The sequence below is a fragment of the Sphingopyxis sp. OPL5 genome, assembly GCF_003797775.2.
In the GTDB taxonomy this organism is placed as follows: domain Bacteria; phylum Pseudomonadota; class Alphaproteobacteria; order Sphingomonadales; family Sphingomonadaceae; genus Sphingopyxis.
Genome location: NZ_CP060725.1, coordinates 3,841,454 through 3,856,375 on the forward strand (window position 1 = coordinate 3,841,454; position 14,922 = coordinate 3,856,375).

Sequence of the window (14,922 nt, forward strand, 5' to 3'; positions counted from 1 at the left end):
CGCCGCTGAGACAGCCCTAATCTGCGCCTTCCAGTGGCGGCGTGTAGGAAACCTTCGCTTTTGCGTCCCAGCCAGTGGCCGTCTGCCGCTCCCAATCATGGGCCTCTTTACCGATATGTTCGATACCGCAAATGAGAACGTGCCGTCGCTTCGTTATCCCGCTATCGAAATAGTCCCCGTTCAAAAATTTCAATTCCGGCGAGAGGTGATAGGTCGCAAGCGCTTCGGCATATGTCGCGAGCGCAGATGCGGTGATCGGATTGCCGGTTTCACGATCAAAGGCGAGCTGGATTGCGCGGTAATGTTCTTTATCGAACGGGGCAACCGGCCTGATCGGCAATCGTTTGCGCGGCCTTCCCCGCTTTGGCGCGGTATCGATTTGCTCGCCACCCGCGAAATCGAACGCAGCGCGAAGCGCAAGCAAGAAGCCGAACGGTTTTACCCGCTCGCGGTATGACCGTCCTTCGTTATAGCCCTTGAACCAGCGTAACAGGTTAGGTGATGTCGCAGCATAGCGGCTGACCGTCGGCTGATTAAGCGCCGGATGATAGTCGAGGGCAACCCGATCAGGGTGTCCCGCCAAAGTGGCTCGAACGATCTGGTGCCATAAATCGCAATGCCACCGCGCGGTGCCATATCGAAGAACGGACGGGTGCGGGATCGGGAAGCCCGCTGGGGCATTCGCATCGTCGTATGGTTCACGCAAATGCCCGAGGCCGTGCGCCGATATCTTGCGCATGGTCGGCGTGCCGATCGCCGTCAGGTTGAAAAGTGCATAGCGCTTCGACGAAATGGCGAGGCAATAGAGTGGCTCCAGCCCGCCGCCATCAAGGCCGTCATTTACATCCTCGATCTTGAGGATCGATCCGCCAAACTCATACGGGTTGAGCGGCTCGAACCAATCGACGATCGATCGGACGCGGGCGGTGAAATCGTCGCCTTCCAGATCATCGGGTTTAGCAAAGGCCATGCTATCGGTGTCGCAAAAGCTCCAATCAAGGCCCGCATCCGCCGCGAGCCTTTCTGCGATGGCGAGCATCAACCGTGCCGCACCAGTAATCAGCGTGGCGAGCAGCGGGTGGAAATAGCTCCCCGGCATTTCAGCCTTATCGGTATTGAGCGTGAATTGCTCGGCAGTCGAATTGAAGATCGTCACTGATCGAGGTTCCGGCCGATCCTCGACATTGACCTCGACCCAAATTCCGTAGCTGGTCGAGTTGGCGCAAATTTTGAGAGCGTTTTGTTCGATGTCGAGCCGGTCGCACTCTTCCGGCGGCGCCGCCTTCATCTGGCGTTTGGTCGCTTGCCGCAGTTCAATGACGCGTTTGAAGAAATCATCCTTGTAGGGATCGACGCGGTACGCTGGGTTTCCGGCAATATTGATCGGCTGGAATCCCTCCTGCGGCAGCCCCGCTTCGAACGCCATCGCTTCCACAATCTCCGGCGCTTTTCGGGTGGCCAGCTTTGCTGCAATGCAATCCGCCAAAGTGAACCACATAGGGTGCGGCGAGGTAAGGAAATTTGCACCAATTGTTGGCTGGCCCTCGCCGCAATAGTCGGCCCTAACCGGAAATATGTCGGCGTCGGGTTTGACCCGGACGATCATATTGAGCGCCGACCAGGTGCGCGGTGACCGCAACGCATCGAGATCAATACTATCGAGAAGGTCGCGGGCTTCGTCGGTCGCATCGCGCCATGTCATGCCGTCGGCGATGACAAACTGCCAAAGGTTCATGAGCGTACAGACGGTGGGATACATCGACAGGAAATCGCAGAGCATCACTTGCCGGATTTCGCGGCGGATGCGGACCTCCGATCGCCCCCCATAGTATGTGCCCATAACGTTGCCGATGAGCTGGGCGGGAAATTCCGGTTGGGCTTTACGCCACGGCGTGACGCCAATCTGTTTGAGATAGGCTTTGCCGATGCCCGCCTCGCTGTAGATTTTTTCCGGAATGCTGCGGTCGAGCTTCAAATCGACAAATCGGGCCATCAATTCGGCAAAGCATTCCCAACTCGCTTGGGTATCGCGCACGGCATATGTCAGGATATCATCGGTAATAGGTCCGTCGAAATCCTCAAAATCCAACTTGGGATTAGGAATTTCGAGGAATTGCGAAAGGCTTTTCAGCGAAAAAGACTTTGCAAAGAGCGCCGCTGCTAGCGTTTTGAGATCGATGAAATGGCCGCGTCGGACGGGCGATTTCATACCGCGACGCCGTTGTCCCCGTGAATCCGGATTGCCCATTGGTGCAGCAAAGGAAATGAGAGCGGCCTTCGCACCCATATGCTTCACGCGAACGTTCGGGAAAATCTTCTGGCGCGAGAGTGTGAAGGTGAAGCCGCCGCGCATGGGATGCGTGTCGGCATCGATCGGCGCCCGTGCCGAGCCGTGCCTGATCGAAAGGCGCGAGATGTCGAACGGCAGATTGAAGCCGATGATTGTCGCATTGAGCTGATAGGCTCGCCGGAAGAATATCTCGTCCACAAAGCTGTCACGGTCGCGAAGCGTCAGCTCCTCGCGATCGGCGAATGCGGTCATGACCTCCAGTTCGGCGCCAGTTATACCGTCGGGATCGTAGAATATCCCGCTTTCGCGAAGCTCCCCCTCTTTTCGCAATTGATAGGTGCCAAACCGGAGCGCCTGAGCCGCGTCGGTCGTTGTTTCACTGTCAAAGGTCAGTGACCATTTCGACGCGGGCAAAAGGCCTTTGCGGCGGCGTTTTGGCTTGGCGCTTTCATCGGGAATGATCCGCCATGTCGGCGTGGCATAAGCTCGAATGGCAACCGGAAGTTCATCGGTGATAGCGGGGAGATCGAGCGCGCTCATTTCGCGGCCTCCCCGACATCATCCGACTTTCCTTCAATGAGTATCAGGCCGAATTCATAGAGACGGCGCACAATGACCCGCAGCATGTCGGCGAGCCCCAGCAGGAAATAGCCGATCGCAGCCATTGGGCTATTGGCGTCCCGATCAAACGCTGGGTGGTCGCGCTGATCGTCGCTCATGATCCGATGACAATTGGCGCAAAGGATCACCGTCAAATCATCATGCTTGCGGCCCGCAACATGATGCAATTCCAAGGTGCAATCATTGCCTTCGCCGCACATCCCGCAATGGGGATCCTCGGTCCCTAGCTTTTCGAACCGCTTTTGCTGGCGGCGATCTCGTTCAAATTTATCAGTCATGGTATTCTCCTTTCAAGAAACTAGGCGGTAAACTTGGTGGAATAGTTCGTTCCCCGACTGCGACGCGGCGAGCCGGTGGAGCGTGTTCGGACGGGTTTCGAAGGGGTGGGCTTTGCCCTTGGCGTCGATCACCGATCGACCGACGAAGGGGGCGATCAGGTCGTAATCATTGAGCCGCAGAAAGGTGCGGACAGCGCTGAGATAATCGCCGTTAAGTGATGACTCTTCCCACCCGATAATCTTGATTTTGTAGACTTCGCCGCCGCTGATGGTCGTCATCTCGCGAAGCCGCTTGTCGGTGAAAGTCCATGCTCGGCCCTCGCGCTTGGCGAGGCCCAGTTCGCGGATGTACCGGCGTAGCCGTTCGGGCGCGATACGATGGGATTTGGCGGCGGTGGTCAGCGCGCCCGACTGGCGCATGTCGCTAAGCGCCGCCTCTAGGCGGGTCGTATCTATAGTCGGTTTGGGGCGAAGTGCCGCCTCGCCGGGACGGGCGTGGCCGCGAGCTTGTGATCGGCTTAGTCCCCGCTTTTTCGCGTTCGCCAACCGGCGTTTATATTCGCTGCGATAGTTTCTTTTCTGTGCCATGCCTCGCTGGTGACGTGACTCCCCGAGTCCGTTCTCGCGAATCCGGACGCATCTGTGCGATAGTGCGGAAATGACCAATCAAGAGCTGGCAGATCATTTGAATGAAGCCGTTGGGTTGACTGGCAAGGAAGCCGTCACCGTCAATGTTGTGCGACAGTGGGTAGGTTGGGACGTGCTGCCGAAGGCCCAGCCGATCGGCCAGGCCTTCGGTAAGGCGCCGGAATGGGCGCGGCAGGATACAGGCCTGGAGCGGGCCGTTCGATTATCCGAGCTCCGAAAGCTTGGCATCCGCCGCAAGAATGCTGTGGTCGCTCAGGCCTATTTCGAATGGGGACACCCTGATTTCGAATTGGCACGCGAGGCAGTCGTCAGTGAATTTATTAAATGGCGTGAGCAGCTGAATCGCCGCCAGACGACAACCTTGGGTGGAAAGAATTTCCAAGAAGTCAGCAGTGCGAAAAAGCGGGCAATCAAAACCCAACTTGGTCCGCTCGATCAGCGATTTGTTGATGCGCCGTTTGAGCAGGCCCCAGAATTGTACGCATTGTTTGCGGACGCTGCTCGTACAGGGCAGGTCGAAGCCTCTCAAATCGCCGCATTGCTGGCGGAAGGTCTGGAAAAAATCGATCCGAAAATTGCTAATCTTATGCCGCGGAAAGACTTACTCGCATTTGCTTCCGCGACGGCAGGTTTGACCGGTTATCAAGATGAAATCGCGAATTCAGGCGAAGAGACCCTCATAAATGCGGCAGCGGAGCAATTTGAGAAGGCACGCCAATTAAATAAAATAATGACCAACATTTCGATACCGCCCGACGTTGAAGCCGTCGCGGCCCAAACGGCCAAAAATCTTCAAAATTTGATCGACATTAGAATGCAATTGCATTCCCAAATATCAATCGGACCTTGGGCAATTTTTCAGTTTGCCGGAATTCTACATTCAATCGTGAACGATCCCAATTTTGGACAAAAACTCACTGATTTTGCGCGAATTTGCTGACATTTCCCCGGCGATTTCGCTATAGAACAATATGCTTTTAGAAACGCAATTTGAGCAATCGGAAATGGCCGACGAATGGGCAATTCGTTCCGATAATTGGATCGCCGAATTAGGGAAATTGCAAAAGCCGAGACGGCTTCGCGAGCGAAATCCCAATGCACTGATATTGACCGGCCACGGCAATAGCCTTCGCGTCGAGAATGGCTCCCTTATTATCAAACAAGGCTTTACCCATTATCCCCAAAAGCAGGAATGCCACCGCCTTCTCAAAGGCGATTTGGATTTGCCGCGCATCATAATGCTATTGGACGGAAGCGGCTCACTGTCCTTTGATGTTTTGGATTGGCTGTCAGAGCAATCCATTGCTCTCGCCCGTATCAAAGGGTCCGGCGACGTGGCGATCGTCGCCAGCGGAAATGGATTTGCGAGCGACCAATCCAAGATAGATTGGCAGCGAGAAACGCTTGCATGCCCAGTTCGACGCATGGCGTTCGTGCAAGAGCTTATTCAATCGAAGCTGACGAATAGCCTGGAGACGCTTTCCGGTCATTTGCCTAGGCACGCGGACACAGACGCCGCGATTGCAGGGGCCAAGCGCGGGATCACAGCACTCGATCGGCCTCTCCACGATATGCAGCAGGTGCGAGCGATCGAAGGCGAATGCGCATCCCTCTATTTTCGCGCTTGGCGCAATTTGCGCCCGCAATGGAAAATCTCGAAACGATATCCGGTCCCGGAAAGCTGGCTGACATATCGGGGCCGCAGCTCGGTTCACGAATGTAAACCCGAAAATCGCCGCGCTACCGATCCGATCAATGCCATGCTGAATTACGGCTACGCCGTGATGCATAGCAAATTGCAGATCAAAGCCGTCGCCGATGGCTACAGTCCGCTTCTCGGGATCATGCACCGGCAAAAGCGATCGAGCGCGAGCTACATTCTCGACATGCTAGAGCCCGAACGCCCGCGCGTGGACGCGGCAATTTTGGACTTTGTGCAATCCCGCACCTTTTCGGGCGCGGATTTCATACTGCGGAAAGACGGCGCTTGCCGACTGTCCCCGCAACTGGCGCGGGTTGTGGCGGCATTGATAATTTAGTCTCGCTTTTTCCTTCCGGGGCGAAGGCCGCTCAAATTCTCATCGTCCCTAATCGGTAGGAAAAATTCGAGAACACCGACATTCAAAATAGCCGCGATCTTATCGAGCGTATCGACGCTCGGATTTTCGTCGAAGCGCTCGATGCCTCCCAAATAAGAGCGGTCCACGCTGGCGTCGAACGCCAGCCGTTCTTGAGACACGCCTCTTTCGACGCGAATCCGCCTGATATTTTTCCCAACAAGTTCGCGGCCGCGCATGATCCGACAAAGCCGAAGATGCAGGGCATAAAACCACTGGATATATCCATCATATTAAGATTTGCGCGGTATCTTTGCCATGAAATTTGGAGGAAGATTATGCGCTTTTTCGCCCGTCTCATGCTGTCTGCTTTCGCGCTTGGCGCCACATCAGTTCAGGCCGCCGAACCAACCTTCGATCTCATCTGCCGGGGATTGAGCGGGCAGAAGCTACATTATCGATTCGACCTCGCGCAGAAGAAGTGGTGCATCGACCAATGCCAATCTGTCTGGGGGATTGATCGGCTTAGCGACAGCATGATTGAACTAGTTACGTTTAGCAGCGACGGCCAAAACGATTGGACGATAAAGATCGATCGTTACACCGGCGCATTTGCGGCGATACGCCGAGGCTTCGGGAGTGAACCAAAAGACACTGGCGCATGCGAGGCAAAGACCTTTTCGGGGTTTCCCGGGAAGAAGTTCTAGGCGGGGAGCATAGATTCAACGTTCGCCACATCAACCGTTGAGCAGCGGAAAGCTAACACCACCGGTGGCTGGCAACCGATGTTCGGTGCTGCCCTCCCACAAAGAACGATAGGCAGCGCTACGACGTTATTTCGGTCATCGCCAATCGTCCGAGCAAGATGCTCAGATATTTAGGTCTTATCAGCTTTTACCTTGCAACATGTCTCGGTACGATTGGAGGTTGCCATGTCGAAAGAGATGGTTCTCAGGGATATGGCAGCCGCCGGGATACCCGCCGCCCAATACATTCGCATGTCGACCGAGCATCAGCGATATTCGCCTGACAACCAAAAAGCCGTTATCGCAGCATACGCCCTTGATAGGGGCTTTGATATTGTCGAAACTTACCAAGATAGCGGGAAGAGCGGCCTAACGCTCAAGGGGCGGGACGAGCTGAAGAGGCTGCTTAGCGATGTCATCAGCGGCGAGGCGAACTATGGGGCGATTCTGGTTCTAGACGTGAGCCGATGGGGGCGGTTCCAGGATACGGATCAAGCCGCCCATTATGAATTTATGTGCCGCGCGGCGGGCGTTTCCATCCACTACTGTGCCGAACCCTTCGATTCCGAAGGTGGCATGGTCGCCTCGATCGTCAAGCACATGAAGCGGGTTATGGCTGCGGAATACAGTCGCGAACTGTCCTCGAAGATTGCGCGGGCACAGCGACTACAGGCGCGGTTAGGTTTCAAACAGGGCACCGCTCCACCTTATGGGCTTCGGCGGCAAGTTATCGACGAGAATGGCGTTCCTCGATTCGTCCTTAAGACTGGCGAACGCAAGGCACTCGCGACCGATAAAGTCGTCTTTGTTCGCGGTCCCGATCACGAAGCAGAAATAATTGCGCAAGTTTTCTACAATTTCGTGAGAAAGCGGATGAATCTTGGGCAGATTGCAGATTGGCTGAACCAGCAAGGCGAACGCCACCCCAACGGCAACCTTTGGCACACGCAGCCCGTTCGCACTCTTCTGACCAACCAGCTGTATATCGGCTATTACGTGTTCGGCAGAACGAGGAACAACCTACAGAAGAATGAGCCCAGAGCCAAGGATACCGACTTCAGCCGCGTCCGCGTCGTCGATCCCATCATCCCCGAAAAGCTGTTCGACGCTGCTCAACGGCGGTTGGCGCTGGTGACACGTCGGCATTGGTCGACTCAAGAAATTCACGCCGGGCTTCAAAAATTGCTAAAGGCGGAGGGGCGGCTATCTTATGATCTTATCGAGGTGTGCCCCTATCTCCCGCGAGCATGTGTCGTGTCCGATCGCTTCGGCGGTCTCGGAAAGGCGTTTCAAACAGTTGGGTATGAAATCCCGCCGCGTGTCCGCAAAAATCGAAACGGATTGCCCTATACGGACGAAGAGTTGTTGGAGGAGCTTCTTAGGATTTACCGTGGGCACGGCTACATTTCGCGCCACCTGATCGACCTGGACCCAGAATGCCCGACTGGGAGATACTACATTCGGCGGTTCGGCGGTCTGATACCAGCTTTTCGTCTGGCAGGCATCGACGCGGACGCCAACTCGCAGCGACGGGCAGCCACTGCGCGCAGACATGCATTTCAGGATGCCAACGGATTGCCTAAGGCGCGTCCGCCAAAAAGGGGAGTGCCCGATGCAGAGATGATCGATGGGCTGCGGAGGCTCTTGGCAACGCACGGCTACCTATCAATGCAATTGATAAATGCCGATCCTGATCTTCCCGCTGTCGGAACAATAGCGCGGAGGTTTGGTGGTCTGGTTTCGATATATGAGCAGGTCGGCTATTCGAGCAGTCGAAGCGAGATTATGCGGGCTGCGCGGAAGCGCCTTGGTATGCCTGTCTTGGCTATTCAGCGAGGTCGCAGTCCGAAGAGGAAAGGGTAGCGCTTGCGTCGGCGCTTTCATGCAATTTTTGCTAGCGATCACTATACCCCCCGGACTTGATCCGGGGCCTGCCTTGTCTTGCAGAAGAAAAAGGCGGCTGCCGCGTCAAGCCCGGCAGGACGACAAGGGATGGCGGCTAACGGCCGGTAGCGGCCAAAAGCGATCCTCCCCGGAACGGGGAAGATCGGCGACGTCCGCTTCCCACCCCAAAGCGGACCCCGTCGCCCACTGCCTCACTCCCACTCGATCATCTCCTCCACGGCGGCACGAAACCAGGACCATATATCGTCGAACCGGCCCGCATCCTCCCAACCGGGCGATGCGAAATCATGGATGATAACGACTTGCTCGCCGGAATCCTTCGACCAGCACGCCACATCGTCATTGTCCTGACGATAGGCGAAGGGGAACAGGTCGCGGGATGGATAACGTCGCGACAGTCCCTCGAAATGAACGGCGGCACGCCGCGCCTCCATGATATGCCAAGGAGTGATGTCGAGCAGCGCCTGTTCGACGATGCGCATAAAGGGCCCTGGATACTCCACCCAGTCGGGGCGCTCTCCTTCGGGCAGCAGATAGAGGCTGGTTGAACCCGGTCCAATGTCGGTCATGACCGGGTGATGCGGGCAGACGGCTTTTGCGTCAACGGATGTTCCCTGTCGGCGATTTGCGCATCGCTCGTCCGGAACGCGGCAAGCGAGAGAAAGCCGATGGTCGCGCATGACCGATTGCGGCCACGCCGGGCTTTGCTAGTATGACCCGGTTCAGAACATGGGGGAGGTAGCGATGCCCAGACCAATCAAAGGCTCATGCCTTTGCGGCGAAATAGGCTTCGTCGTCGACGGCAAATTCGGACCGGCCGGGCAATGTCACTGTTCGAAATGCCGCAAGGTGTCCGGAACCGATGGCAATGCCGTTTTCTATGCCGCGAAAGCCAGCTTCCGCTGGGTGAAAGGCGCGGACAATATCGCGACCTACCATGTCCCCGGTGAGCAGGGGTGGCAGTCCAGCTTCTGCAAGACGTGCGGAAGTCCGACCCCTCACACCGATCGGGAAGGAAAGATATATTTCGTCCCGGCGGGCTTGCTCGACGACGACCCGGGATTTCGTGGGTATGCCGCCCATATATTCGTCGGTTCGAAGGCGCCCTGGGTGTGCATAACCGACGGGGCGCCGCAATTCGCGGCAGGATTCCCCTCGGACAAGGCCGATAGCTGACCGCGCGGAGAAGCCAGCCCGTCGCCGACCCTCCGCGGGCGCCGGAATGGCCTCTCACGACCGGTTGCGGAAATGAATCCTCCCTGCGGCGCAGCCGTGGGGAGGGGGACCGCCGCGTAGCGGTGGTGGAGGGGCCGCGGCGTTGCGCCAGCCTTTGACGGCGTCGGCCCCTCCGTCAGCGCTACGCGCTGCCACCTCCCCATCGCTGCGCGACAGGGAGGAGTGGCAACGTCCGTTCCCCACCTCATTCCGGTCACCCGGTTCGAACCCAGCCAAAATGGCCGGTAACGACCGATTGCGGACTTTGTGACATCCTATAGAAGAATGTGATGCGCACTCATCCAACCAACATCGTTGACGCAATGACGGAGATGCTGACGTTCTTCGAAAATCGGTGTGACGATAGAGACACGCTCCGCAAACTTCTCATAATGATTGCGGATCGTGGAAGTTGGAAGGGCGCCCATGCGCTCTTCCAAGACATTCGACAAAAGACGCTGAAGGCGGAGAAGCGGGACGATCAGCTAGGTTTGGTACAATATGCTTTTGAGGAAATTTGCGCAAAGACCATATACAATCTCAGCGATTCTCCTGCGCCATTTGATGCTGACTCGGCATTCTGGGTGGTGCCTTTGGGTGTCGCTCTAGGGCGCCAAATGGGCCTTTCTGAGCCTTCACAGATCACGTCCCTATTGGAGATGTAGTCCACAGCGAGCGTCTGCTTCCTACCCCAAAGCGATCATCGGCATCGGAATCCGATCGCCCCGATCCGCGCCACCCGCCACGACCCGCATTTCCCGATCCCGGTATCGAACATCCGGCAAAACAACGTCCAACCGAACCGATTTATGCGCCAAACCGTGGTCCCCGCGCACATTGTGTGTTTTCTATGCAACAGGTTTGTCGTAACGAGGCAACAATGGCGAACGGCGTTACGGTAACCGGCGAAGCGCAACCCGAAGGGCAGGGGGCCCGTTCGCGCATCTGGACCTTTGCCGCGCCCGAATATTACACGCTGGCCCTCATCCTCAGCGTCGGCATCGCCACCTATGTCTTCGTTACCGGCGACGCGCAGAGCGAACGGTTGCTCACGCCGGGGCTGGTCGCCGTGATCATGGTCGTCAACCTCGTTCCCGCGATGGCGCTGATCGTGCTCATCGGCAGCCGCGTGGCGCGCGCGCGCGCGATGCGCTCGATGGCGGGCGGTACCGGGCGTCTCCACGTCCGGCTCGTCGCGCTCTTTTCGCTGATCGCCGCGACGCCGACGATGCTCGTCGTGATCTTCGCCTCGCTGCTCTTCCAGTTCGGGGTCGATTTCTGGTTTTCCGACCGCTCGCGCGGCATGTTCGAAAATGCGGCTGGTCTCGCCGAGGGCTATTATCAGGAAAACCAGCGCGAGGTCGTCGCGAACACGATGAAGATGGCGGGCGATCTCGGCGATATCCTGGCCCGGTTTCCGATCGATGGTCCCGATTTTGCCGATTATTATCTGCAACAGGTCGTCGTCCGGAACCTCAATGAATCGGCGATCATCGAGATCGGTCCCGATGGCGTCGCGCGTACGGCGGCGATGATCGATCCCGATAATCGCGATGCCGAAGCGCGCATTTCGCCGTCGATCGTCGCGCGGCTCGACAATGGCGAGGATGTCATCGTCAGCCGCCAGTCCGACCGGATCGAAGCGGTCACCAAATTGCCGCGGCGATCGCGCGCCTATCTCTATGCGTCGCGCGATGCCAATGTTCTGGGCTTTCAGCAGTCGCAGCGCGCGAGCACCGTGCTCGCCGACTATAATGCCCTGTTCAAACGTTCGCAGCAGCTCCAGCTCCAGTTCAACGGCGCGCTCTATCTCGGCGCGCTGCTCCTGCTCGCGCTCGCCGTGATCGCGGCGATCGTCGTCGCCGACCGCATCGTCCGCCCGCTCGGCACGCTCGTCGGGGCGACGCGTACCGCCGCCGGCGGCGACCTGTCGGTGCGGGTGACGCCGACCGCACACGACGACGAGATTTCGGTCCTCGCCCATGCCTTCAACCGCATGACCGAACAGATTCAGGGTCAGACCGGCGCGCTGCTCAGCGCCAACGAGCAGATCGAGGCGCGCCGAAGCTTCATCGAAGCGGTGCTCAGCGGCGTCTCCTCGGCGGTCGTCTCGGTCGACGCCGGCCATCACATCCTGCTTGCCAACGCCGCCGCCGAGCGATTGATCGGGACCCCCGCCGACCAGCTCACCGGACGCCCGCTCGAACAGGTCGCGCCCGAACTCGCGCGCCTGATCACCGGCGACGAGCGCGAGGCGGTGGTCCAGCTCGCGCGCCGCGAGGGCGAGCCCGCGACGCTCGCCGCCAAGGCGGTCGCGCAGGGCGACGGCTTCGTCCTCAGCTTCGAGGATATCACCCAGCAATTGCTCGACCAGCGCCGCGCCGCCTGGTCCGACGTCGCGCGCCGCATCGCGCACGAGATCAAGAATCCGCTCACCCCGATCCAGCTCGCCGCCGAACGCCTCCAGCGCCGCTTCGGCGACAAGGTCGAGGGCGACCAGGCGACCTTCCGCAAGCTCACCGACACCGTGATCCGCCAGGTCCACGACATGCGGCGCATGGTCGACGAATTCTCCAGCTTCGCGCGCATGCCCAAGCCGACCTTCGGGGTCGAGGATATCCGCGACATATTGAAACAGGCGGTGTTCCTGTTCGAGGTCGCCAAGCCCGACATCGCCTTCAGCGTCACCGTCCCGAACGATATCGAGCCCTTGGTGTGCGACCGCCGCTTGCTGTCCCAAGCGCTGACCAATATCGTCAAGAACGCGGTTGAAGCCATTGAAGAAAATGTAAAAAATCCCGAAACTTCACCGATCGGCCACATTCGTGCGATCCTCGATATGGGCAATGATCGTGAAGTTGTGATCCGCATCGCCGACGACGGCATCGGCCTCCCCGAAGCCCGCGACACGATCGCCGAACCCTATATGACGACGCGCCAGGGCGGCACCGGACTCGGCCTCGCGATCGTCAAGAAAATTGTCGAGCAGCATTATGGCGAACTCGATTTTTCCGACAATCCGGCAGGAAAGGGGACATGCGTGACGCTCACGCTTCATCCCGACCGCCTCCGCCCGCTCGCCGGGCGCGGCGCCGATACGACAACAGGGCAGGCCGAATCGGTCCCGGGCCGTTCCCGGAACCGACAGGATAGAGAAGATCATGGCGCTTGATATTTTGATCGTCGACGACGAGCGCGACATCTGCGACCTCGTCGCCGGCGTCATGGAAGACGAAGGATATGAGGCGCGTACCGCGTCCGACAGCGACGCCGCGCTCGAGGCGATCCGCCAACGGCGCCCGTCGCTCGCGCTGATCGACGTGTGGCTGCAGGGTTCTCGGCTCGACGGGCTTGGACTGGTCGAGGCGATCAAGGCGTTTGACCCGACGCTGCCGATCATCGTCATTTCGGGCCATGGCGGGCTCGACACCGCCGTCGCTGCGATCCGCCGCGGCGCCTTCGACTTCATCGAAAAGCCGTTCGAGGCCGAGCGCCTGCTCCACCTCGTTGCGCGCGCGACCGAAAACGAGCGGCTGAAGTTCGAATATGAGCGGCTGCGCGAACGTGCCGGTCCCGCCGACGAACTCACCGGCACCAGCGCCGCGATCAACAATGTCCGTGCGACGCTGAAACGCGTCGCCGGCACCGGCAGCCGCGTGCTGATCACCGGCGCGGCGGGCGTGGGCAAGGAGGTCGCAGCGCGCGTCCTCCACGGCTGGAGCGGCCGCCACACCGCGCCGTTCCGCGTCATTTCGTCGGCGCGCATGGACCCCGAAACGGTCGAGGCCGAGCTGTTCGGGTCCGAAAGCGACGACGGCGCGATCCGCGTCGGCCTGCTCGAACAGGCGCATGGCGGTACCGTCTTCCTCGACGAGGTCGCCGACATGCCGTTGACCACGCAGGGCAAGATATTGCGCGTGCTGACCGATCAGAGCTTCACCCGCGTTGGCGGGCGGACGATGATCCGCGTCGATGTCCGGATCATTTCGGGATCGGCGCGCGACCTGATGACCGAAATCGCCGAGGGGCGTTTCCGCGAGGATCTCTATTACCGGCTCAACGTCGTGCCGGTGCACATCCCGTCGTTGCGCGAGCGGCGCGATGACATCGCAGCCCTGTGCGAGCATTTTGTCGGTCGCTACGCTGCCGATCGCCGTGCGCCGCCGGCGGAAATCAGCACCGAAGCGATGGCGGCGCTCCAGGCGCACGACTGGCCCGGCAACGTTCGCGAACTTCGCAACGTCATCGAGCGCGTGATGATCCTCGCGCCGAGCGATCGGCTCGGGCGGATCGACGCCGACATGTTGCCTGCCGAACTGGTGCGCGGCGGCACCGACATATTGCCTAACGCCGAATCGATCACCGCAATCCCGCTCAAGGAAGCGCGAGAGAATTTCGAGCGCGAATATCTGCGGATCCAGATCAATCGTTTCTCGGGCAATATTTCGCGCACCGCGACCTTCATCGGCATGGAACGGTCGGCATTGCACCGGAAGCTGAAGCTTTTGGGTTTGACCGACAATTCGGACGGCGAAGCCTGAAAGCCATCGGCTTTGCGCTAGACCTGCGCGACGCTTTGCCGCATATTGGGCACGCCGCGACGAAAGCGGCGGTCCAGTCAGGGCCATCAAGCGGTTTTACCCGCCAAGAACAGGAGGCCAATGTGTCCGATAAAAACCAGAATCTCCAGGATCTCTTCCTCAACGCTCTCCGCCGCAGCAAGACACCGGTGACGATGTTCCTCGTCAAGGGTGTCAAATTGCAGGGCATCATCACCTGGTTCGACAATTTTTCGTTGCTTCTGCGCCGCGATGGCCAGTCGCAGCTCGTCTACAAGCATGCGATTTCGACCGTCATGCCTTCGCATGACTTCGACCTGTCGCTGCTCGGCGACAATCTGCGTGACGCGCCCGCCAGCAAGGGCAAGGCATTGCAGGATGTGTTCCTGAACGCGGTACGCAAATCCGACGAATCGGTGACGATGTTCCTCGTCAACGGCGTGATGCTGCAGGGCGATATCGTCGCGTTCGATCTGTTCTGCATGCTGCTCGAACGTGAGCGGCAGGTGCAGTTGGTCTACAAGCACGCGATTTCGACAGTGCAGCCCAACGGGCCGATCAATCTGACCGACAGCGAGCCCGAAGGCGACGCCTGATCGATCC

General features: G+C 58.7%; 14 protein-coding genes. 9 read left to right on the top strand and 5 right to left on the bottom strand.

What is annotated here, in order from left to right; genetic code table 11:
- Positions 1-16: 16 nt before the first annotated feature.
- The 3 genes from EEB18_RS18535 to EEB18_RS18545 are packed head-to-tail and all read right to left on the bottom strand — an operon-like array spanning position 17 to position 3,777.
- Positions 17-2,830 (bottom strand): hypothetical protein, encoded by a 2,814-nt coding sequence (locus tag EEB18_RS18535; RefSeq protein ID WP_187140171.1) that lies wholly within the window; start codon positions 2,828-2,830, stop codon positions 17-19.
- Positions 2,827-3,189 (bottom strand): hypothetical protein, encoded by a 363-nt coding sequence (locus tag EEB18_RS18540; protein WP_187140170.1) that lies wholly within the window; start codon positions 3,187-3,189, stop codon positions 2,827-2,829. Before EEB18_RS18540 ends, EEB18_RS18535 begins: the two co-directional genes overlap by 4 nt.
- A 12-nt stretch (positions 3,190-3,201) precedes the next feature.
- Positions 3,202-3,777: a hypothetical protein gene (locus EEB18_RS18545; RefSeq protein WP_187140169.1), complete on the bottom strand. Its 576-nt coding sequence runs from the start codon at positions 3,775-3,777 to the stop codon at positions 3,202-3,204.
- Positions 3,778-3,847: 70 nt separating this feature from the next.
- On the opposite strand from EEB18_RS18545, the gene EEB18_RS18550 reads away from it, so the two are divergent.
- Both EEB18_RS18550 and cas1 read left to right on the top strand, forming a co-directional pair.
- Complete coding sequence (locus EEB18_RS18550) at positions 3,848-4,777, top strand: hypothetical protein (protein ID WP_187140168.1); 930 nt, start codon at positions 3,848-3,850, stop codon at positions 4,775-4,777.
- A 31-nt stretch (positions 4,778-4,808) separates the two neighbouring features.
- Complete coding sequence (gene cas1, locus EEB18_RS18555; protein WP_187669024.1) at positions 4,809-5,876, top strand: CRISPR-associated endonuclease Cas1; 1,068 nt, start codon at positions 4,809-4,811, stop codon at positions 5,874-5,876.
- On the opposite strand, the gene EEB18_RS18560 is transcribed toward cas1, so the two are convergent.
- Positions 5,873-6,133 carry a helix-turn-helix domain-containing protein gene (locus EEB18_RS18560; RefSeq protein WP_187140166.1) on the bottom strand — a complete coding sequence of 87 codons (261 nt, stop codon included), beginning with the start codon at positions 6,131-6,133 and terminating at the stop codon, positions 5,873-5,875. The genes cas1 and EEB18_RS18560 overlap by 4 nt on opposite strands.
- A gap of 99 nt (positions 6,134-6,232) precedes the next feature.
- Here EEB18_RS18560 and EEB18_RS18565 point away from each other — a divergent pair, with 99 nt between their 5' ends.
- Entirely contained in the window at positions 6,233-6,601 is a 369-nt protein-coding gene (locus EEB18_RS18565; protein ID WP_187140165.1) for a hypothetical protein, read from the top strand.
- Between the two features lie 225 nt (positions 6,602-6,826).
- Positions 6,827-8,503: a recombinase family protein gene (locus tag EEB18_RS18570; protein WP_187140164.1), complete on the top strand. Its 1,677-nt coding sequence runs from the start codon at positions 6,827-6,829 to the stop codon at positions 8,501-8,503.
- A 233-nt stretch (positions 8,504-8,736) separates the two neighbouring features.
- Here EEB18_RS18570 and EEB18_RS18575 read toward each other — a convergent pair whose 3' ends face one another.
- Entirely contained in the window at positions 8,737-9,114 is a 378-nt protein-coding gene (locus EEB18_RS18575; protein WP_222943115.1) for a hypothetical protein, read from the bottom strand.
- 175 nt (positions 9,115-9,289) lie between these two features.
- On the opposite strand from EEB18_RS18575, the gene EEB18_RS22850 reads away from it, so the two are divergent.
- The 5 genes from EEB18_RS22850 to hfq all read left to right on the top strand — a co-directional run bounded on the left by EEB18_RS22850 (position 9,290) and on the right by hfq (position 14,915).
- Positions 9,290-9,721, top strand: a complete 432-nt coding sequence (locus EEB18_RS22850) for a GFA family protein (protein WP_410468111.1) — start codon at positions 9,290-9,292, stop codon at positions 9,719-9,721.
- A gap of 362 nt (positions 9,722-10,083) precedes the next feature.
- A complete protein-coding gene (locus tag EEB18_RS18585) occupies positions 10,084-10,425 on the top strand; it encodes a hypothetical protein (RefSeq protein ID WP_187669025.1) in 342 nt (113 codons plus the stop codon).
- A 215-nt stretch (positions 10,426-10,640) separates the two neighbouring features.
- A complete protein-coding gene (locus EEB18_RS18590; RefSeq protein ID WP_262408001.1) occupies positions 10,641-12,932 on the top strand; it encodes an ATP-binding protein in 2,292 nt (763 codons plus the stop codon).
- Complete coding sequence (locus EEB18_RS18595) at positions 12,922-14,301, top strand: sigma-54-dependent transcriptional regulator (RefSeq protein WP_187140160.1); 1,380 nt, start codon at positions 12,922-12,924, stop codon at positions 14,299-14,301. Before EEB18_RS18590 ends, EEB18_RS18595 begins: the two co-directional genes overlap by 11 nt.
- A gap of 122 nt (positions 14,302-14,423) precedes the next feature.
- Entirely contained in the window at positions 14,424-14,915 is a 492-nt protein-coding gene (gene hfq, locus EEB18_RS18600) for an RNA chaperone Hfq (protein ID WP_056351428.1), read from the top strand.
- Positions 14,916-14,922 lie beyond the last annotated feature (7 nt).

Excerpts from the sequence above, each read along its gene's own strand:
- EEB18_RS18535 (WP_187140171.1), bottom strand. The coding sequence starts at position 2,830 with ATGAGCGCGCTCGATCTCCCCGCTATCACCGATGAACTTCCGGTTGCC.
- EEB18_RS18540 (WP_187140170.1), bottom strand. The coding sequence starts at position 3,189 with ATGACTGATAAATTTGAACGAGATCGCCGCCAGCAAAAGCGGTTCGAA.
- EEB18_RS18545 (WP_187140169.1), bottom strand. The coding sequence starts at position 3,777 with ATGGCACAGAAAAGAAACTATCGCAGCGAATATAAACGCCGGTTGGCG.
- EEB18_RS18550 (WP_187140168.1), top strand. The coding sequence starts at position 3,848 with ATGACCAATCAAGAGCTGGCAGATCATTTGAATGAAGCCGTTGGGTTG.
- cas1 (WP_187669024.1), top strand. The coding sequence starts at position 4,809 with ATGCTTTTAGAAACGCAATTTGAGCAATCGGAAATGGCCGACGAATGG.
- EEB18_RS18560 (WP_187140166.1), bottom strand. The coding sequence starts at position 6,133 with ATGCGCGGCCGCGAACTTGTTGGGAAAAATATCAGGCGGATTCGCGTC.
- EEB18_RS18565 (WP_187140165.1), top strand. The coding sequence starts at position 6,233 with ATGCGCTTTTTCGCCCGTCTCATGCTGTCTGCTTTCGCGCTTGGCGCC.
- EEB18_RS18570 (WP_187140164.1), top strand. The coding sequence starts at position 6,827 with ATGTCGAAAGAGATGGTTCTCAGGGATATGGCAGCCGCCGGGATACCC.
- EEB18_RS18575 (WP_222943115.1), bottom strand. The coding sequence starts at position 9,114 with ATGACCGACATTGGACCGGGTTCAACCAGCCTCTATCTGCTGCCCGAA.
- EEB18_RS22850 (WP_410468111.1), top strand. The coding sequence starts at position 9,290 with ATGCCCAGACCAATCAAAGGCTCATGCCTTTGCGGCGAAATAGGCTTC.
- EEB18_RS18585 (WP_187669025.1), top strand. The coding sequence starts at position 10,084 with ATGACGGAGATGCTGACGTTCTTCGAAAATCGGTGTGACGATAGAGAC.
- EEB18_RS18590 (WP_262408001.1), top strand. The coding sequence starts at position 10,641 with ATGGCGAACGGCGTTACGGTAACCGGCGAAGCGCAACCCGAAGGGCAG.
- EEB18_RS18595 (WP_187140160.1), top strand. The coding sequence starts at position 12,922 with ATGGCGCTTGATATTTTGATCGTCGACGACGAGCGCGACATCTGCGAC.